This is a genomic window from Herbaspirillum sp. CF444, assembly GCF_000282135.1.
Classification (GTDB): domain Bacteria; phylum Pseudomonadota; class Gammaproteobacteria; order Burkholderiales; family Burkholderiaceae_D; genus Herbaspirillum.
The window spans coordinates 25,003-45,102 of sequence record NZ_AKJW01000008.1; the positions used below are offsets into that span (position 1 = coordinate 25,003).

Consider the following 20,100-nt stretch of genomic DNA (forward strand, 5'->3'; position numbering starts at 1 on the left):
GGAGACAAGGCATGATGAAAAAAATATTCACCGCCGCAACGACGGCGCTTGTTCTGGCATTGGCATGGCAGGCGACGCCAACGTTCGCGCAGCAACCCATCGTCATCAAGTTCAGCCACGTGGTGGCGAACAACACGCCCAAAGGCAAGGGCGCGGAACGCTTCAAGCAACTGGCCGAAGAGCGCACCAAAGGCCGCGTGAAGGTCGAGGTCTATCCCAACAGCCAGCTCTACAAGGACAAGGAAGAGATGGAAGCCTTGCAGCTCGGCGCCGTGCAAATGCTGGCGCCGTCGCTGGCCAAGTTCGGTCCGCTGGGCGTGAAGGAATATGAAGTATTCGACTTGCCCTACATCTTCCCGAATCGCGCCGTGCTGGCGCGCATCACCGAAGGCCCGATCGGCCAGGGTCTGTTCAGGAAGCTGGAAGGCAAGGGCATCAAGGGACTGGCCTACTGGGACAACGGCATGAAGGTGATGACCGCCAACAAGCCATTGCACAAGGTTACCGATTTCCGCGGCCTGAAGATGCGCATCCAGTCGTCCAAGGTATTGGACGAACAGTTCCGCGCATTGAAGGCGAATCCGCAAGTGCTGGCGTTCTCCGAGGTATATCAGGCCATGCAGACCGGCGTGGTCGACGGCAGCGAGAACACGCCTTCCAACATCTATACGCAGAAAGTGTATGAAGTGCAGTCGCAACTGACTGTTTCCGATCACGGCTACATCGGCTATGCGGTGATCGTGAACAAGAAATTCTGGGACAACCTGCCGGCCGATATTCGTACTCAACTCGAGTCGGCAATGAAAGACGCGACCCGCTACGCCAACGCCATCGCCCAGCAGGAAAACGAAGACGCGCTGGCAGCGATCAAGGCTTCCGGCAAGACCAGGATCTACTATCTGACCGATGCGGAAAAAGCCGAATGGCGCAAAGCGCTGCTGCCGGTGCACAAGTCGATGGAATCGCGCGTGGGCAAGGACCTGATTCAGGAAATTTACAAAGAGACGGCGATCGTGGGGGCGAAGTAAATCGCCTGACCGACAATCGACTCAACATCGACTCAACATCGGCTCAATATAGAAAAAGCCCGTCGGCGCAAACCGGCGGTTTTTTTGTTTTTGACCGCTGCAAATCAGGGCGCAGGGTTCGGTTGCGTCTTGTGGATCGCGTCGATCTGTTCGACGATTTCAGCCGGCAGTTGCACCGACAGGCTGTCGATATTGCTGCGCAACTGGTCCATGGTGGTGGCGCCGATGATGTTGGAGGTGACGAAAGGACGGCTGTTGACATAGGCCAGCGCCATTTGCGCCGGGTCGATGCCATGCTTGCGCGCGAGGGCGACGTAAGCCTTGGTCGCGGCTTCTGCCTGCAGATTTGTGTAGCGCATGAAGCGTTCAAACAGGGTCAGGCGGCCGGCGGCAGGACGCGCGCCGTTTTCGTATTTTCCCGACAACATGCCGAAGGCCAGCGGCGAATAAGCCAGCAAGCCGACTTGTTCGCGATGGGCGAATTCCGCCAGGTTGATTTCGAAGGAGCGATTCAGCAGGTTGTATGGATTCTGGATGGTGACGACGCGCTCCAGGTCGAATTTTTCCGCCGCGCGCAGGAATTGCGCAACGCCCCATGAAGTTTCATTGGACAGGCCGATATGGCGGATCTTGCCGGCCTTGACGAATTCGGACAGGATGCGCAGCGTTTCATCGATGGCGACGGTGTCTTCATCGGCGACGTGTGCGTAGTTGAGTTGGCCGAAGCTGTTGACGCTGCGGTCCGGCCAGTGCAATTGATACAGATCGACGTGATCGAGTTGCAGACGCTCCAGGCTGCCGTGGAGTGCTTCGGTCAGGCCTTTGCGGTCGAAGTTGTTGATGCCGCCGCGGACATGGCGCGGGTTGTGCGGCTTGCGTGCAGGGCCGGTGGCCTTGGTGGCGATCAGCAGTTGGTCGCGCTTGCCGGATTTCTTCAGCCAGGTGCCGAGGTAGCGTTCGCTCAGGCCCTGGGTCTCGGCCTTGGGCGGCACCGGATACATTTCGGCGACGTCGATCAGGTTGATGCCGCGCTCGGTGGCGTAGTCGAGTTGCGCGTGCGCTTCGGCCTCGGTGTTTTGTTCGCCCCAGGTCATGGTGCCGAGCGTGATCAGGCTGACGTTGATGTTGGTGCGGCCAAGAGGGCGGTATTGCATGGGTGAATCCTTTCGGAAGGCTGACAAGACACGACGAAACGTGCGTACAACACACGGACAGACGGCGTGCGGGAAATGAAGTAGTATATCCGCGCGTGAAACTTCACGCAGCGCCTCTCACCGCATAAGAATATTCCCCGCCAATGACTGCCACCATAGACACGGAACAACTGCTGCACCATCGCTCTTTTTGTTTGTTCTGGCTGGCAAGCGTGGCCTCGACGATTGCGCTGCAAATGCAGATCGTCGCCGTGGGCTGGCAAGTCTACCAATTGACGCACAGCGCCTTCGACCTGGGCATCGTCGGGCTGGTGCAGTTTATTCCTTCCCTGTTCCTGGTGTTCATCGTCGGCCATGTCGCCGACCGTCATGATCGCCGTCAGGTGGCGCGCCTCAGTATTCTGGTGGAAGCGATTGCCGCCGGTCTTCTTGCTGCAGGCAGCATCGGCGGCTGGCTGAACAAGGAGGCGATTTTCGCGATCGTGTTTGTGATCGGCGCAGGCAGGGCGTTCAGCAAGCCGACGATGTCGGCGATGCTGCCGACCTTGATGCCGCCGTCGCTGCTGCCGCGCGCTGTCGCGGGATCCGCATCGGCCACACAAGTGGCGATCATCGTCGGTCCGGCGATGGGCGGCTTTCTCTATGTGGCGGGACCGTCGGTGGTGTATGTCACCAGCTGCATCATGTTTATCTTGTGCAGCGTGCTGGTGTCGCTGATCAAGGTCGAGACACCGCCTTCCAAACGTGAGAATGCAACGCTCAAATCGGTGTTTGCCGGTATCGCCTACATTCGCAGCAAACCGGCGATTTTTGGCGCGATCTCTCTCGATCTGTTTGCAGTGTTGCTGGGTGGCGCAACGGCCTTGTTGCCGGTGTATGCGCACGATATCTTGCATACGAATTCCGTCGGTCTGGGCCTGTTGCGCTCGGCGCCTGCTGTGGGGGCTTTGTCGGTCGCCTTGTTCCTGGCGCGCAATCCGCTGAGAGGCCGCATCGGCCGCACCATGTTCATCGCGGTCGCCATCTTCGGCTGCGCGACGATCGTGTTCGGTCTGTCGCAGTCCTTCATCCTGTCGTTGCTGGCGCTGGTGGTGCTGGGCGCGTCCGACATGATCAGCGTGGTGGTACGTTCGACGTTCGTGCAACTGGAAACGCCGGATGCAATGCGCGGTCGCGTGAGCGCCGTCAATTCGGTCTTCATCGGTACCTCGAATCAGCTGGGTGAATTCGAGTCCGGGCTTACCGCGGCATGGTTCGGCGCCGTGCCGGCCGTGCTGATCGGCGGCATCGGCACGCTGGTGGTGGTGGTGCTGTGGATACGGCTGTTTCCGCAGTTGTTTCAGGTCGACCGGTTGGCGCCGGCCGACAAAAAATAAGGCGCAGAACGCTCAGGGTTCAGGATCCTGATTGGCGAGATGGATGCGGATGTTGGGCAGCGTGCCGCCTTCCGCCGAAAACACCACCGGGCAATTGACGATCAGGTTGGTCTTTTCAATGCTGACCAGGCCGGCTTCTTCGGCGGCCAGCACTTCTTCTTCCGACTTCAATACGCGCGGCTGCTTTCCCGGCAGCCAGCTCACCTTGTGCACCTGCCACAGCGGCGAATAGTTGACGTTCTCGCTGGCTGCGCCGGTCGGCGACGGCAGCGAAGGCAAGACCCCGCCTTGCTTGAAATTCACGAACGAATAGATACGCTCGACCGCGCCGGCTTGTCCCGGCTGGCGTTGCTGGCTGATGGCGTTGGCCAGGCGCGGCACATAGTTGGCGCCCATGTCGGCGGCGGCCTTTTTATCGGACACGTCGGTGGTGACGTAGCGCACCACCTTGCCGTCGTACCAGCCTGAGATCAGCGGCAGTTCGACGACGTCGCCGGTCTGCTGCGCCTGTGCGGCGGAGAGGGGCGACAGGACGGTGCAAAGAAGAAGCGAGGAGAGCGCCGTGGGCAGGAGGTTTTTTTTCATGTTCGATACTTTCGAGGGCGTCAGCGAATAAGTCTGCAAATGTCGATTGGTCGTCATTCTGCCCAGGATATTACAGCGACCAGGAAAAAAGGCCTGCGGCAAGAATGCCGGCAGGCCTTTTTGACGTCGTGAGACGAACGCTGCGTTATTGCGGATGGAACTGATGCGCGAAGGTGAATTCGTCGATGCGCGGCGTGTACTTGATGCCCTTGCGCACGGCCCAGGTGGCGTATTGATGATGCAGTGGAATCACGGCGTAATCGGTCAGCGCCACGGTTGCCGCCTGCTTGGCGAATTCCTGGCGCTGCTTTTCATCCACAGATGCCAGCGAGGATTGCACCAGTTTGTCGACTTGCGGATTGCTGTACTTGCCCCAGTTCCACGAACCCCAGCCGGTGCTGGCGTCGGTGGTGCCGACCAGCGTGCGCAGCCCGAAGTCGCCTGCCAGCGTACCCCAGCCCAGCAATGCCACGCTGAAGTCGCCGTTGCGCGCCTTGCCGAAATAAACCGACAGCGGGAAGGTCTCGACCTTGGTCTGGATGCCGATGCGGCTGAGGAATTGCGCCACCGTTTGCACCACGCGCTCGTCATTGATGTAGCGGTTGTTCGGACCGTGCAGCGTCAGCGCGAAGCCGTTCGGATAACCGGCGGCGGCCAGCAGTTTCTTGGCGCCTTCAGGATCGTACTTCTCGACCTTCAGGTTGTCGGCATAGCCGAGGATGCCCGGGGCAACGATATTGGACGCCGGCGTGCCGAGACCTTCCAGCGTGCGTTCGGTCAGCGCCTGACGATTGATGGCTTTGGAAATCGCCTGACGCACGCGGATGTCCTTCAGCGGATTCTTGTCCAATGGCTTGCCGGCTTTGTCGGTGATGTCGGGCGTCTTGTCGCGCGACTGATCCAGCGTCCAGAAAATCGTGCGCCACGACGTGCGTTGCACCAGTTCGAATTTCGGATTGGTCTTCAGCTTGGGCACGTCGGCCGGCGGCACGCTGTCGATGGCGTCGACTTCGCCGGCCAGCAGGGCGGCCAGACGCGCGCCGTCGGAGGTCAGGATGCGGAAGGTGACCTTATCCCAGTCGGCCTTGCCGCCCCAGTAACTGTCGTTGCGCACCAGCTCGATGCTGTCGCCGCGCTTGAAACTGCCGAACTTGAACGGACCGGTGCCGATCAGGGCCTTGCCGCTGTTGAAGTCCTCCGTGGTGGCGTTTTGCGCCGCTTTTTTGGAGACGATGAAAATGGTGCTCACGTCCAGCGCCAGCGGGCCGTAGGGCGTTGCCGTCTTCAGGCGCACGGTGTAGGGATCGACGATTTCCTTGGCGACGATCTGCTTGGTGTAGCTGGTGAACGGGCCGGGGCTGTTGGTCAGCGTGGCAGGGCGGTCCAGCGAGAACACCACGTCTTCAGCGGTGAAATCGGAGCCGTCGTGGAACTTGACGCCGCGGCGCAGCTTGAATTCCCAGGTGGTCGGATCGACGGCTTTCCACGAGGTCGCGAGGCCCGGGATCAGCTTGCCGGTGGCGTCGACGTTGACCAGCGCGTCGAACAGATGCGACGACAGCGAGATGTTCGGGGCAATGTTGTTGAAGTGCGGATCCAGCGTGGAGACGTCGGCGAACAGGCCGATCTTGAGTTCGGCAGCCGCGACGGAATGCGCCGTCAGAGGCAGCGCGACGGTGGCGGCGATGCCGCTGAACGCCAGGCCGAGCAGTTTTTTCTTGAAAGACAGTGCCATCACAACTCCCTGTAAAAATGATTGAAATCAGGCTGCATGGGGAAACGGGTTCTTATTCTAAAAGCACTTGTTGATTACGGTGCAACAATATTCCTATTTGCTTATGCGAATGTCATTGGCAATGTACATGCAATAAGGGTTTCATGCAGAAGGCGGCGGTATCGCCGCCACGGCCATGCCGGCCATGCCGGGAATCAGATCTGTGCCTGCGCGTGTTCCTGCAGCATCTGCACGAAGGCAGCGTGCGGGATCGGCCGGCTGAAGAAGTAGCCCTGGTATTCGTCCGAGCCGAAGACTTGCAAGGCTTGCAACTGCACTTCGGTTTCCACGCCTTCGGTGACCACCTTGAGGTTGAGGGCATGCGCCATCGCAATGATGGCCTGGACGATGGCGCTGCCGTTGGCGTCGTGCGGGATGTCGGTGATGAAGGACTTGTCGATCTTGACGTTGTCGACCGGGAAGCGCTTCAGGTAGGCCAGGGAAGAATAGCCGGTGCCGAAGTCGTCGATGGAAATCGTGAAGCCGAGCGCGCGGATGCCGTCCATGATGGCGATGGCCTGCTCGCGATTGTGCATCACCATGCTTTCGGTGATTTCGAATTCCAGGCTGGAGGAAGAGACGCCGCGCGCTTGCACCACGCGCTGGATGTCGGCCAGCAGATTATCGTCGTTGAACTGGCTGCCGGCCAGGTTGATGGCGATGCGGCCGAAAGCCAGGCCCAGCTTGTCGAGCAAGTCGATGTCGGCACAGGCGCGATCGAGAACCTGCAGCCCGATCTGGTCGATCAGGCCGGCTTCTTCCGCCAGTCCGATGAACTCGCCCGGCGGCAACAGGCCGCGCACCGGATGTTGCCAGCGCACCAGCGCTTCGGCGCCGACGATGCGCGAGCTCTTGAGATCGACCTTGGGCTGATAATGAACCACGAACTCCTGGCGCTCGATGGCGCGGCGCAGTTCGGTTTCGAGCGCGATGCGTTCGATGGTGTGCGTATTGACTTCATCCGAATAGAACCGATAGTCGTCCTTGCCCTTGTGCTTGGCGCGGTACATGGCGATGTCGGCGTTTTTGATCAGCGCCTGGGCGTTGCCGCCGTCGGTCGGGTAGGTGGCGATGCCGATGCTGGTGCTGAGCTGGCATTCATGGCCGCTGATGTCGAAAGGCTTGCGCGCTTCGGTCAGGAGTTTTTGTGCGATTTCGCCCAGTTGCAGCGGATCTTCGTAGTCGTCGACCAGGACGATGAATTCATCGCCGCCGACGCGCGCGAGGATGTCGAGTTCGCGCAGGCAATGGCGGAAGCGGAGGGCGATTTCGCGCAGCAAGGCTTCGCCGGTTTCATGGCCGAAGGTGTCGTTGATGTTCTTGAAGCGGTCCAGGTCCATCAGGAACACGGCCACCTGGCCGCCGCGATGTTCGGCATGCGCGATCGCATTGCCGATGTGTTGCGTGCACAGGAAACGATTGGGCAGGCCGGTCAGTTCGTCGTAGTGGGCAAGATGGCGGATGCGCTCTTCGGCCTTGCGGCTTTCGATGGCGACGCTGGCGAGGTCGGCGACGACGCCGGCCAGGTGCAGGTATTCGTTGCTGGGCAGGCCGTGTTCCTTGAGCAGCGCCGAGAATACGCCCATCACCTGGCCTTCCTTGCCGATGATCGGCCAGGAGCCGCAGGAAGGATATTCCTCCAGGTTGATGTACTGACGCGCGTTTTCCATGGTCGGGTCGGTCAGGATATCGCCGACGACGTGCGATTTGCGCGTGATGACCGCTTCGCTGCTGGCACCGTTGCCATGCGCGACCGGCATGCTGAGATAGCCGGCGTGCGTGCGCTCGGACAAGCGCGAGGTGAAGATGGCGGAGAAATACGAGCCGTCGTCGTTGAGCATCAGGATCGAGCAGATGCTTTGCGGAATCTGGGAATCGGCGAAGCACACGATTTCCTTGAGGATATCTTCCAGCTCGGCGTCGGCCATGACCAGATGCAGGATGCGGTTCTGGGTGGTTTGCAGCAGCTCGGCGCGTTTGCGGGCGCTGATGTCGCGCAGGATGGCGAAAATCGCATAGCCCTTGTCGAGTTCGGTGCGATTGATGGTGACGTCGGTATAGATGATCTTGTGACGCCGTATGGTGACCCATTCAAACTGCTGCGGTTCGCCGGCGATGGCTTTCTCGATGAGCGCGATGATGTCGGGCTGCTGCAATTGCTGCGCGCTCTGGCGCGAGAACAGGCCGACTTTCTTGCCGATGATGCGCTGCTTGTCCGGTACCCCGAAGAATCGGAGCGCGGCGGCATTGCAGTCGATGTAAAGCATGTCCTGGCTGATCAGGACGATGGGGTCGTTGCCTTCGTCATAGAGTTGACGATAGCGATGTTCGCTCTCGGTCAGTGCGTCGTCGCGCTTTTGCTTGTAGTTGTAGTAGATCAGGAAGGCGATCAGCGCCAGCACGATGAAGCCGCTGATGCCGATCGACAGAAGGATGCGATTGAGCGTGCGGCTTTTCCAGGGGGCGAGCACGTCGTTCATGTTGCGCGCATAGACCGCCACCATGGACGCGTCGGGAATCTTCTTGTAGGTGAAGAGCAGATATTCGCCGGTCAGCGCGGAGTATTCGGTGAATGCGCCTTCGTTGGCGCCGCTGCGGATGGCGATCATGCTCTTGGCGTCGCGCAGGCTCTTGTCCACCCAGGCAGGTTCGAACGGCGAACGGATCATCAGCGAGCCGTCGAGCTTGCGCAACGAAACGATGGCCTGGTAGTTGGTGATGCGTTTGTAGAAATCGAAGAAATAGCTGACCTTGAGGTCGGCCACGACCATGCCGACATGCTGGCCGCGGATGTACAGGTTGCGCGCCACCGGCAGGATCAGTTCCCGGGCGGAGGTGCTCTTGACGAGCGGGCCGACGAAGTAATCCGGTTTGGCGGGATTGGCGTCGACCTGGCGCAACTGGAGGTCGCTGAGTTCGATTTCAGTGGCGCCGACACGCGCCGAACTGGCGCGGCTCACGCCGGTCAGGTCGACAAAGCGCAGCGCTTGCACCGACGGCAAAATCTGCTTTTCGTTCGCCAGCAACTGGTATAGCCCGACGTCGTCTTCAAGAATGTGCTGATCGGCGACCTGGATGGACGTCGACGCGGAGTTCAGCATGCGATCGATGTCGGCAAGTATCCTTTCGGCATGTTCTTCGATGCTGCGCACGGCAACCATCGAACTGTTCATTTCCGAGTCGATGGTTAACTGGCGATCCTGCCTGACTTCCCACCATGTCTGGGCACTGATGACCGCGATAACGAACGCGACGAAGAAAAACAGAGTCCGCAGCGTGCTGCTTGCTCTTCCTGGCTTTTTCCCTTTTCCCATGTGGCGAGTATTGAATTTTATTGCGTAGGCCAACCATTCAAACCATCTGATCCCTGCGCGTTTTTTTGATTGCCTTGCGAGGGGGCGCTTGCAAGACCAAGTTTTGTTTTTTCTATGAATTGCTCGCTGATGGGATCAACCATACCGTATGCAGTGATCTTTGTCATCCATCTGACAACGATCCGTGCCTCTGCACCGAGAAAGTTCGTCCTGTTGACAAAGAGGATGAGAGTACGTCTCTTTTACCGTCAGCCAATTCTCTTCGGCAATGCGATAATACGGCCCTTCAGTCAGCCGTCGGGAGCCGCCCGACCAGCCGGTTGCGCCAATTACCCGGTTATGGTGCGGCAGACAGGCGCTCCGGGGGCAAGCTCGCAGGCAATCCGATATTTTCCATCGACAGATCAAAGGACAGAAATGAAAACCAAAGCAGCAGTCGCCTGGCAGGCAGGCAAGCCGTTGACCATTGAGGAAGTCGAACTGGGCGGCCCGAAGGCCGGTGAAGTGCTGGTCGAAATCAAGGCTACCGGGATTTGCCATACCGATTACTACACCTTGTCGGGCGCCGATCCGGAAGGCATCTTTCCGGCCATCCTCGGCCACGAAGGCGCGGGCGTGGTGGTCGACGTCGGTCCCGGCGTCAAGAGCCTGAAGAAGGACGATCACGTCATTCCGCTGTACACGCCGGAGTGCCGCGAATGCAAATTCTGCCTCTCGCAAAAAACCAACCTGTGCCAGGCCATCCGCTCGACCCAGGGCCGCGGCCTGATGCCGGATGCGACCAGCCGTTTTTCACTGGACGGCAAGCCGCTGTTCCATTACATGGGCACGTCGACGTTTTCCAATTACATCGTGGTGCCTGAAATCGCGCTGGCGAAAATCCGCGAAGACGCGCCGTTCGACAAGGTCTGCTACATCGGTTGCGGCGTGACCACCGGCGTCGGCGCGGTGCTGTTTACCGCCAAGGTGGAAGCGGGCGCCAACGTGGTCGTGTTCGGCCTCGGCGGCATCGGGCTGAACGTGATCCAGGCCGCCAAAATGGTGGGCGCCAACAAGATCATCGGCGTGGACATCAACCCGGGCCGCGAAGCCATGGCGCGCAAGTTCGGCATGACCCATTTCATCAATCCCAAGGACGTGGCTAACGTGGTCGACGCGATCATCGGCCTGACCGACGGCGGCGCCGACTACAGTTTCGAATGCATCGGCAACACCACCACCATGCGCCAGTCGCTGGAATGCTGTCACAAGGGCTGGGGCCAATCGATCATCATCGGCGTGGCGGCAGCCGGGCAGGAAATCAGCACCCGTCCGTTCCAGCTGGTGACCGGACGCGTCTGGAAGGGTTCGGCCTTCGGCGGCGCGCGCGGCCGCACCGACGTGCCGAAGATCGTCGACTGGTACATGGAAGGCAAGCTCAACATCGACGACCTGATCACGCACAAGCTGCCGCTGGAGCGCATCAATGAAGGCTTCGACCTGATGAAGAGCGGCGAGTCGATCCGTTCCGTCGTCGAGTTCTGAGATGGCGGTCGAACTGCTGAGCGAGCACGGCTGCTTCGGCGGCGTGCAGGGCTTCTACCGGCATGAGTCGCAAGAGATTGGCCTGCCGATGCGTTTCTCGGTGTTCGCGCCGCCGCAGGCCAGGCAGGGGCCGGTGCCGGTCTTGTTCTTCCTCGCCGGTCTGACCTGTACCGAAGAAACCTTCATGATCAAGGGCGGCGCGCAGCGTATCGCGGCCGAACTGGGCGTGATGCTGGTGGCGCCGGATACCAGCCCGCGCGGCGCCAATATCCCCGGTGAAAGCGATGCATGGGATTTCGGCATCGGGGCCGGTTTTTATCTGGATGCGACGCAGGAACCGTGGAGCAGGCATTACCGCATGGGTTCCTATGTGGCGCAGGAGTTGCTGCAACTGGTGCTGGCGGAGTTTCCTGCGCGTGCGGACCGGGTCGGCATCTTCGGCCATTCCATGGGCGGACACGGCGCATTGACGCTGGCCTTGCGCCATCGCGAGATCTATCGTTCGGTGTCGGCCTTCGCGCCGATTGCGGCGCCGTCGCAATGTCCGTGGGGCGAAAAGGCCTTCGGCAACTACCTCGGCAGCGTCGGTAGCGATAGGGCCGCGTGGCGGCAATACGATGCCAGCGCGCTGATGCTGCAACGGCAGACGCCGTTCCCGCAAGGCATCCTGATCGATCAGGGACTCAGCGACAAATTCCTCGCGCAGCAGCTGTTGCCCGAAGCATTCGAGGCTGCCTGTGCGCAGGCGAAGCAGCCGCTGACCTTGCGCCGGCATGAAGGCTATGACCACGGTTATTACTTCATCTCGACCTTCATGGAAGATCATTTGCGATTTCATCACCGCATCTTGTCGGCCTGAACAAGCGCTCCCTTGCAATAAAAAAAGCGCTCGCCCCTGATGGGAACGAGCGCTTTTGCGTTGGCGAGCAAGAATCAGTGCGCCGCCGCTGCTTCCGCCGCGCCTGCGCCGCCCTTGGCCGGCTTGATGATCCAGATCACCGGGATGATCACGATGAAGATCACCGCGGACAGCCAGAAGATGTCGTTGATGCCGATCATCGCCGCCTGCGCATTCAGATTGCGTTCGATCAGGCCGGTCGCCTGTTCGGTGCTCATGCCGAAATTGCCGGTGAGGTTGCTGAACATCTGCTGCAATGCTGTGCTGTAAGGCGTCGCGTGTTCCGTCAATTGGGCATGGTGGACGATGGTGCGGTTGTTCCATGCCGTGGTTGCCACCGAAGTGCCGATCGCGCCGCAGAATACCCGCACGAAGCTCGACAGGCCGGCGGCGGCGGGGATGCGTTCCGGCGGCAGGCCGGACAGCAGCAGCACTGTCAGCGGCACGAAGAACATCGCCGTCGGGATGCCTTGCAGCAGCGTCGGCAAGATCACCGTCCATTGGTCGACTTCGAGGTTGTAGCGCGAGCGCATGAAGAATACACAGGCAAAGCCGACGAAAGACGCCGTCGCCACTTTGCGCGCATCCACGCGCGGCAGGAACTTGCCGATCAGCGGCATCAGGATCACCGCAAAAATCCCGATCGGCGCCGTCGACAGGCCGGAGTCGATGGAGCGGTAGCCCAGATACTGCTGCAACCACTGCGGCAACAGCACCAGGTTGCCGAAGAACACGCCGTAGCCGATCGAAATCGCCACCGTGCCGCCGAAGAAGTTGCGCCGGCCGAACAGCCGCAAATCCACCACCGGGTGATCGTTGTTCAGTTCCCAGATCACGAAGTAGGCGAAGGCCACCGCCGCAATGATGCCCAGCGTCAGGATGGTCGGCGACGCGAACCAGTCGAGATCCTTGCCTTTGTCGAGCATGATCTGGAACGCCGCCACCCAGGTGATCAGCAACAGCAGGCCGATGGTGTCGATGGGCAAATTGCGCGTGGGACTCTCGCGATCCTTGTAGATCGCCATCGTCATGCCGGCCGCCAGCAAGCCGACCGGGATGTTGATGTAAAAGATCCACGGCCATTTGTAGGCATCGGTAATCCAGCCGCCCAGCGCCGGTCCCGCCACCGGCGCGACCACCGCGGTCATGCCCCATAGCGCCAGCGCAAACGAGGCTTTGGATTTGGGGTAGGCCCCCAGCAGCAGCGACTGCGACAACGGCACCATCGGACCCGCCACCAGGCCTTGCAAGACACGCGCGGCCAGCAGGATCGGCAGCGTCGGCGCCAGGCCGCACAGCCACGAGGCCAGCACGAACAGCAGCACCGAGCCTACGAACAGGCGCACCTGGCCGATACGCTGGGTCAGCCAGCCGGTCAGCGGAATCGAGATCGCATTGGCCGCCGCAAAGGAGGTAATGACCCAGGTGCCTTCATCGATCGATACGCCGAGGTTGCCCGAAATGGTCGGGATCGCCACGTTCGCAATCGATGAGTCGAGGACGTTCATGAACACCGCCAGCGACACGCACAAGGTGCCGAGCACCAGCTTGCCGCCGGTCAGCGGCGGCGGCGGTGTATAGGGTTGAGGACTGCTCGCCATGGAGGATATGCGTCCGATCAGGTGTGAGGAATGACGATGGCAGCCTTCTTGCGCTGCGGCTGCGGCATCGGCAGACCGCTGGCGTTGTCGCTGATGATGCGGTCGACGATGTCATCGGCTTGTTTGCCCAGGTCGCTGTAGACGTTGGTCTGGTAGTCGGTCGCCGCCGCTTCCAGCGCCTTGCCGTCGCCGCGGATGTTCACGGTGGCGGTGGTCGACAGGCCGATGCGCAGCGGATGCGCCAGGACTTCCTGCGGATCGAGCGCGATGCGCACAGGCACGCGCTGCACCACCTTGATCCAGTTACCGGTGGCGTTTTGCGCAGGCAGCAGCGAGAACGCGCCGCCGGTGCCGGCCGAGAAGCCGATCACGGTGCCCTTGTACTTGACGTCGGAGCCATACACGTCGGCGATGACTTCAACCGGCTGGCCGATGCGGATGTGCTTCAGCTGGCCTTCCTTGAAGTTGGCGTCGATCCAGATCTGCTCCAGCGGCACGATCGCCATCAGCGCGCTGCCGGCGGTGATGCGCTGGCCGAGCTGGACGGAACGCTTGGAGACGAAACCGGACACCGGCGCGACGATGTTGACGCGCGCATAGTTCAGGTAGGCGTTGCGCACTTGCGTCGACGCCTGCTGCACGTTCGGATGCTCGGTCACGCTGGTGTGGTCGGTCAGCGCGCGGTTGGCGGCCAGGCTGGCGCGAGCCTGCTCCAGCGACGCGTTGGCGTTCTTGACGGCATCCTGGGCGTGCGCCAGATCTTCTTGCGAGACGGCGCCGGAAGCGATCCCCGCCTGGCGGCGTTGCAGGTCGTCGCGGGCGCGCGTCAGGTTGGTTTCCGCCGCGGCGACGTTGGCCGACAGGGTGTCGTTGTTCAGGAAAGTCTGGCGTGTCTGGCGCACTGCCTGCGCCAATGCTGCTTCGGCTTGCGCCAGCGCCAGTTTGGTGTCGGCGGCGTCGAGCGCGACCAGTTGCTGGCCGGCCTTGACGATTTGGGTGTCGTCCGCCTTGATGGCGGTGACGGTGCCGCCGACCTGGGCGGAAATCTGCACGACGTTGCCGCCGACATAGGCGTCGTCGGTTTCTTCGTAAAAGCGGGCGACCAGGAACCAGTACAGGCTGAAGGCGATCGCGATCAGGATGATGACCAGCGTCAACAGGAACAACTGGCGTTTGCGCTTGCCGTTACCGTTGCCGCCATTGCCGTTTTGTGGAAGGGCTTCACTCATGAATTACTCCGTGTATTTCTTGATTTTGTCTGGGAGGTGCAGTCGGTTGCTTCATCTGCCGGCCGGCTGCGCCACGCTTTGAACAAGTTAATAATTTATCGGGTCTTGGCTGCGCCGGCATCCGGCGGTGCAATGGCCAGTCCGGCTTGCTGGGCGTCAAATCCGCCGCCCAGTGCCTTGAACAAACCGATCTGCTGGTTGCGGCGGCTGGCTTCCAGATTGATCAGCGCCTGTTGCTGGCCGAGCAGGGCGGTTTCCGCATTGAGCACGACAAGCTGCGAAGCCAGGCCGATGCGATAGCGTTCCTTCGCCAGGTCGTAGGCGCGCTGCGTCGACGCCAGTGCTTCGCGGCGGATCGGCAACTGCCGGTCGATCGAACGGATGCCGGTGATTTGTCTGGCGACGTCGCCGTAGGCATCGTTCAAGGTCTGGTTGTACGACGCCACGGCCATGTCGTAGGACGCGTAGGAGCCTTTGAGGTTGGCGCGCAACGCGCCGCCTTCAAAGATCGGCAGGCTGATGGCCGGGCCGTAGGCGATGCTCTTGCTGGCGGCCGTGAACGGATTGGCGTTGATCAGCGAATCGAAACCGATCATCGCCGACAGATTGATGTCGGGGTAGAAGCGCGCCTTGGCGACGGCGATGTCCTTGCTCGCAGCTTCGACCTGCCAGCGCGCGGCGACGATGTCGGGGCGGCGTCCCAGCAGGTTCAGCGGCAAGGCCGATGGCAAGGCCGGCGTGGTCAGCGTGCTCATGCGCGGTGCCGCGACCTGCAGGCCGCGATCGGGACCTTTGCCCATCAGCACGCCGAGTTGCTGGCGGGTGAGCGTGATCTGGCCTTCGCTTTGCTCCAGTTGCGCGCGCGCGTCGGCGCTGTTGCCTTGCGACTGGCTGCGTTCGATTTGCGTATCGAGGCCGGTCCTGACGCGGTCGGCGGTAATTTTTTGCAAAGATTCGCGCTGCGTGACGGTACGCTGCAAAATGTCATGCAGGGCGTATTCGGTGGCGAGCTGGTTGTAAGCCGACGCGATCGAGCTGGCGATGACGAGGCGGGTTTCCTGCGCGCTCGCTTCGGCGGCTTTCTTCTGCGAGACGGCTTGTTCCAGCGCCGCATGGTTCTTGCCCCAGACGTCCAGTTCGTAACCCAGGCTCAGGAAGGCTTTCTTCTCGTTGTACCAGCTGCCGCCGTAAGGAGCAGGGTAAATCGTGGTTTCCGGGAACAGGTTGCGGGTGAACGATGCCTCGGCGTCGACGGTCGGCAGCAGTGGCGCGCCTTTGCTTTCGGCCAGTGCGCTGGCCGAAGCGATGCGGGCCTGGGCTTGCTGCAGGCTGGGGTTGTTTTCCATGGCTTCCGCGATCAGGGCGGTCAGTTGCGGATCGCCGAATTGCTCCACCCAGTTGCCGGCTGGCCATTGTCCTTGACTCTGGCCGGCCAGGCTGAGCTCGACGGCGTAGTCGCCGGGTTGCGCCATGTGTTTGTCGCTGTCGATGCCGCTGAAACTGGCGCAGCCGGACAGGCCCAGCATGCCGATCGTCAAGGTGCACAAAGCGATCACCCGCAAACGCAATGCAGGCGATGAGGCGGATTTCATGTGTTTCTCCAATTTTTGTTGCAGTATCCGGGTGAGAACAAGTGATAGGCTAGCGAGTAAAAACTCATCTTTTGTATTATACTCGTATATACGAACATTAGCTCATGTTGCAAACTGGAACAGAAAAAATGAAACTGCAGCCCCGGAAAGAACCACGCCAGGCACGCTCCAAAGCCATGGTCGACACCATTCTCGACGCCATGGCGCGAGTGCTGGTCGAGCGCGGTTACGCCAAGACCAACACCAATCTGGTGGCGGAAGCCGCCGGCATCAGCGTCGGTTCCCTGTATCAATATTTTCCCAACAAGGACGCGCTGATTTTTGCGCTGCGCGAGCGCCACGTCGCGCGCATGCTGCATCTGTTCGAAGAGGTCGTGGCGAAGATGGACGAGTCGGGCAGCCTGGAAAGCGATTTCGAAGCGCTGATCGAGGCGCTCGTCGCCGCCCATCTGGTCGAGCCCGAGCTCAACCGCATCCTCGAAGAAGAGTTTCCTTCCTTCCACCTGCCGGTTTCCAACCATGTGCGGCAACGTTTTTTCGAAGCCATCAAGGGCGTCCTGACCAAGCATCGCAAGAGCATTACCTCGCCGGACATCGATGTGGCGGCCTTTGTGGTGCAGCGCATGCTCAAGGCGCTGGTCAATGCCGTGGTGCTGATCGCGCCGCCGGGACTGAACGCCGCCCACGTCAGATCGGAAATTGTTCCTGCTGTTGTTGGTTATTTAACTGCGCAAAGATCGAATTTGATTGCATAATGAGCCTCGCTCAGTGATGGTTCGTCAAAATCCAGAATGAGCGGGTCGGCAGGACCTTCTGCCCAATTTTCGATTCATTCCGATCATGCGTTTATCGTTCGTTCAGGAGCATGCTTGCCGCATGCTCAAGGGAGCCGTCGTGCTGACGGCGTTGGTCACGGTTGCTGATGGCACGCTTGCGGCGCCGGCCGCAGCGGCGACCGTCACGGTTCAGGTGCTTGATGTAACGGGCGCGCCGGTGCCCAATGCCGTGGTGTATGCCGAGCCGACCGGCGGCCAGGCCGTGCCGAAGTCGCTCAAGCAGGCTGAAATCGAGCAAAAAGACATCAGATTCTTTCCCCTGGTCAGCGTCGTACAGGCGGGCACGCCCGTGCTGTTCCCCAATCACGACAAGGTGCGCCACCATGTCTATTCGTTTTCTTCCGCCAAGACCTTCGAACTGAAGTTGTATTCCGGCGTGCCGACCAGCCCCATCGTCTTCGACAAAGTCGGCACCGTCGTCCTCGGCTGCAACATCCATGACCAGATGGTGGCGTATCTGCAGGTCGTGAACACGCCGTATTTCGCCAAGACCGACATGTCGGGCAACGCCAGGCTGGAAGGTCTGGCCAACGGCAAATACGCGCTGAAAGCCTGGTATTTCAAGATGGCGCCCAACGAAGCGGCGACGGAGCAGCCGCTCACTTACCAGGGCGCGGATGTGACGGCGTCGGTAAAACTGGCCGTCAAGGCAGTTCCCGTACAATAAGAACAAAAATAACGAGGGGGCAACAAAGTGCGCTGGCATCGTCTGGAAAACCGCATCGTCGCGCTGTTCATCGTCCTGATCCTGCTGGTGCAGCTGGCGGGTTTCGTCGCCATCCGCAAAGCCATCGATGAAAACGCCCGCGCCTCCATCCGCGACGAGCTGATCATCGGCGAACGCGTGTTCCTGCGCTTGCTGGAACAGAATGCCGACAAGCTGACCCAGGGCGCCCGCCTGCTGGCGTCGGATTTCGGCTTTCGCCAGGCGATCGGCACCGATGACCGCGGCACGATTACTTCCGTCCTGGAAAACCATGGCGCCCGCATCGGCTCGACGCTGTCGATGCTGATCGGCACCGACCAGAAAATCAAAGCCTCCACGCAAGACCATCCCAGCGCCGACCTGCAGCGCAGCAGCCTGGAGCTGGTGGCCAAGGCGGCCGAAACCAACGGCGCATCGGATACGGTGATCGTCGATGACAGCCTGTTCCAGATCGTGGCGGTGCCGGTGCGCGCTCCGGTCACGATAGGCTGGGTCGTAATGGGCTTTCCGGTGGATCAGAAACTCATCTCCGACATGCGCGCCTTGTCGTCGCTGCAGCTCAGCGTCATGGTCAGCACGCGCGACGGCCAGTGGCAGCAGGACGTCTCGACCTTGCCGAAAGAAGAGGCCGGCATGCTGTTGGGGCAGTTGCCGCAGCAGCTCAGCGCCAGTTCTTTTATCCCGCAGCTCAAGATCGGCGACAACGACTACAGCGCGCGCCTGCTGGTGCTCGCCAAAGGAGCATCCAATCAAAGCGCCGTGGCGGTATTGCAGCGATCGATCAGCGAAGCGGTGGCGCCATACCGGCGCCTGCAACTGATCCTGCTGACCATCAGCGTAATCGGCGTGGCCATGGCGATTTTTGCCAGCGCTTTCGTGGCGCGGCGCATCACCAGTCCCTTGCGCTCGCTGGCCGACATCGCCAAGCGCCTGGGCGCAGGCGACTATCGCGCCCGTATCGACATCAAGGGTGGCGACGAAATCGGCAAACTGGCCGAAGCCTTCGAAAGCATGCGCACCGGCATCGCCAACCGCGAGCTGGAAATCCGGCGGCTGGCGTATTGGGATCCGCTGACGGATTTGCCCAACCGGGTGCAGTTCGCCACCTTGCTGAATGCGGCCATCGAACGCGCCAAGGCCAGCCATGGGCAATGCCATATCCTGATGATGGATCTGGACCGTTTCCAGCATGTCAACGACGTGCTCGGCCACAGCTTCGGCGACAGCCTGCTGCGCGAAGTCGGCCGGCGTCTCGAGTTGCAGCTGGAGCGCGAAAACGACAAGGTCGCCCGCCTCGGCGGCGACGAGTACGCCATCCTGCTGCCGGCCACCGACGCCACCGAAGCGATCCGCCAGGCCAAGCGCATCCTGCATTCGCTGGAAATGCCGATTTCCATCGGCGACCAGACGGTCGATCTGGGCGCGGGCATCGGCATTGCCGGCTATCCCGAGAATGGCCAGGACAGCGACACGCTGCTCAGCAGCGCCGAAGTCGCGATGTATGTCGCCAAGCGGCGCGGCAGCGGCTTCACCCTCTACGATCCGTCCATCGACAAGAGCAGCCAGGAAAGCCTGAGCCTGCTGAGCGAGTTGCGCCGCGCGCTCGACCGCAATGAATTCCTGCTGTACGCCCAGCCCAAGGTGGAGCTGGCGACCGGCAAGGTGGTCGGCGCCGAAGCGCTGGTGCGCTGGGTGCATCCGGAAAAGGGTTTCATCGGTCCGGACAACTTCATTCCGTTTGCAGAAACCACCGGTTTCATCCGCATGCTGACTTCCTGGATGCTGAACAAGGCGGCGGTCCTTTGCGCCGAGTTGCAGAAGAAGGGTATTACGCTGAAATTCTCGGTCAATCTGTCGACCCGCGATCTGCTCGACCAGGATCTGCCGATGCTTTTCGCCGATATCCTGGCGCGCAATCAACTGTCGCCGTCGTCGATGTGCCTGGAAATCACCGAGAGCGCGATCATGGACGATCCGATACGCGCGCAGCTGACGCTGGAGCGCCTGCACGGCATGGGCGTGGAACTGGCGATTGACGACTTCGGCACCGGTTATTCATCGCTGGCTTACCTGAAGCGCCTGCCGGTGGACGAACTGAAAATCGACAAGTCCTTCGTCATGAACATGGAACATGACGCCGACGACGCCAAGATCGTCAAATCGACCATCGACCTTGGACACAACCTCGGCCTGCGCGTGGTGGCGGAAGGGCTGGAGACGCTTGCCGTCTGGAATCTGCTCAAGCAGATGGGCTGCGACCAGGCGCAGGGCTACTACATGAGCAAGCCGATGCCGGGCGATCGCTTCGCCGAATGGCTGGAACAGTGGAAAGCCCCTGAAATGCCAGGCCAGTCGGAAAACGTGGCAATATGATTTGCCGGCCGGCAAGGTTGCGCTGTTCGGAGAGAGCATGACGGACCGGCAAGCCAACAAAGCAAGCAATTCATTGAAGCCGCGCAGACCGCTGATGGCCATATCGGCCT

General features: G+C 60.8%; 14 protein-coding genes. 7 read left to right on the forward strand and 7 right to left on the reverse strand.

Going from position 1 to position 20,100, the window contains the following annotated elements:
- Positions 1-11 precede the first annotated feature (11 nt).
- A complete protein-coding gene (locus tag PMI16_RS01175; RefSeq protein ID WP_007875542.1) occupies positions 12-1,028 on the forward strand; it encodes a TRAP transporter substrate-binding protein in 1,017 nt (338 codons plus the stop codon).
- Between the two features lie 104 nt (positions 1,029-1,132).
- Here PMI16_RS01175 and PMI16_RS01180 read toward each other — a convergent pair whose 3' ends face one another.
- Positions 1,133-2,182: an NADP(H)-dependent aldo-keto reductase gene (locus PMI16_RS01180; RefSeq protein ID WP_007875543.1), complete on the reverse strand. Its 1,050-nt coding sequence runs from the start codon at positions 2,180-2,182 to the stop codon at positions 1,133-1,135.
- A 143-nt stretch (positions 2,183-2,325) separates the two neighbouring features.
- Between PMI16_RS01180 and PMI16_RS01185 the strand changes: the two genes are divergently transcribed.
- Positions 2,326-3,558, forward strand: coding sequence for an MFS transporter (locus PMI16_RS01185; RefSeq protein WP_007875544.1), 1,233 nt, complete (start codon positions 2,326-2,328; stop codon positions 3,556-3,558).
- A 12-nt stretch (positions 3,559-3,570) separates the two neighbouring features.
- Here the strand turns inward: PMI16_RS01185 and PMI16_RS01190 are convergent, their stop codons facing one another.
- The 3 genes from PMI16_RS01190 to PMI16_RS01200 form a co-directional block, all read right to left on the reverse strand.
- Complete coding sequence (locus tag PMI16_RS01190; RefSeq protein WP_237719764.1) at positions 3,571-4,143, reverse strand: DUF7482 domain-containing protein; 573 nt, start codon at positions 4,141-4,143, stop codon at positions 3,571-3,573.
- 145 nt (positions 4,144-4,288) lie between these two features.
- The gene (locus PMI16_RS01195) at positions 4,289-5,878 is read right to left on the reverse strand and encodes an ABC transporter substrate-binding protein (protein WP_007875548.1); all 1,590 of its coding nucleotides are present in this window, start codon (positions 5,876-5,878) and stop codon (positions 4,289-4,291) included.
- 194 nt (positions 5,879-6,072) lie between these two features.
- On the reverse strand, positions 6,073-9,231 hold the full coding sequence (locus PMI16_RS01200) for an EAL domain-containing protein (RefSeq protein WP_007875550.1): 3,159 nt from the start codon (positions 9,229-9,231) through the stop codon (positions 6,073-6,075).
- 417 nt (positions 9,232-9,648) lie between these two features.
- On the opposite strand from PMI16_RS01200, the gene PMI16_RS01205 reads away from it, so the two are divergent.
- Together PMI16_RS01205 and fghA are read left to right on the forward strand one after the other, a co-directional pair.
- Positions 9,649-10,755, forward strand: a complete 1,107-nt coding sequence (locus tag PMI16_RS01205; RefSeq protein WP_007875552.1) for an S-(hydroxymethyl)glutathione dehydrogenase/class III alcohol dehydrogenase — start codon at positions 9,649-9,651, stop codon at positions 10,753-10,755.
- Position 10,756: 1 nt separating this feature from the next.
- Entirely contained in the window at positions 10,757-11,614 is an 858-nt protein-coding gene (fghA, locus tag PMI16_RS01210; protein ID WP_007875554.1) for an S-formylglutathione hydrolase, read from the forward strand.
- Between the two features lie 74 nt (positions 11,615-11,688).
- Here fghA and PMI16_RS01215 read toward each other — a convergent pair whose 3' ends face one another.
- From PMI16_RS01215 to PMI16_RS01225, 3 genes are all read right to left on the reverse strand, one after another.
- Positions 11,689-13,254 (reverse strand): DHA2 family efflux MFS transporter permease subunit, encoded by a 1,566-nt coding sequence (locus PMI16_RS01215; RefSeq protein WP_007875556.1) that lies wholly within the window; start codon positions 13,252-13,254, stop codon positions 11,689-11,691.
- A gap of 17 nt (positions 13,255-13,271) precedes the next feature.
- Positions 13,272-14,483, reverse strand: a complete 1,212-nt coding sequence (locus PMI16_RS01220; protein WP_007875566.1) for an HlyD family secretion protein — start codon at positions 14,481-14,483, stop codon at positions 13,272-13,274.
- A 95-nt stretch (positions 14,484-14,578) separates the two neighbouring features.
- On the reverse strand, positions 14,579-16,075 hold the full coding sequence (locus PMI16_RS01225) for an efflux transporter outer membrane subunit (protein ID WP_007875567.1): 1,497 nt from the start codon (positions 16,073-16,075) through the stop codon (positions 14,579-14,581).
- Between the two features lie 128 nt (positions 16,076-16,203).
- Here PMI16_RS01225 and PMI16_RS01230 point away from each other — a divergent pair, with 128 nt between their 5' ends.
- From PMI16_RS01230 to PMI16_RS01240, 3 genes are all read left to right on the forward strand, one after another.
- On the forward strand, positions 16,204-16,830 hold the full coding sequence (locus PMI16_RS01230) for a TetR/AcrR family transcriptional regulator (protein WP_007875569.1): 627 nt from the start codon (positions 16,204-16,206) through the stop codon (positions 16,828-16,830).
- 121 nt (positions 16,831-16,951) lie between these two features.
- On the forward strand, positions 16,952-17,578 hold the full coding sequence (locus PMI16_RS01235) for a methylamine utilization protein (protein WP_007875570.1): 627 nt from the start codon (positions 16,952-16,954) through the stop codon (positions 17,576-17,578).
- Between the two features lie 27 nt (positions 17,579-17,605).
- Positions 17,606-19,990, forward strand: coding sequence for a putative bifunctional diguanylate cyclase/phosphodiesterase (locus tag PMI16_RS01240; protein ID WP_007875571.1), 2,385 nt, complete (start codon positions 17,606-17,608; stop codon positions 19,988-19,990).
- Positions 19,991-20,100 lie beyond the last annotated feature (110 nt).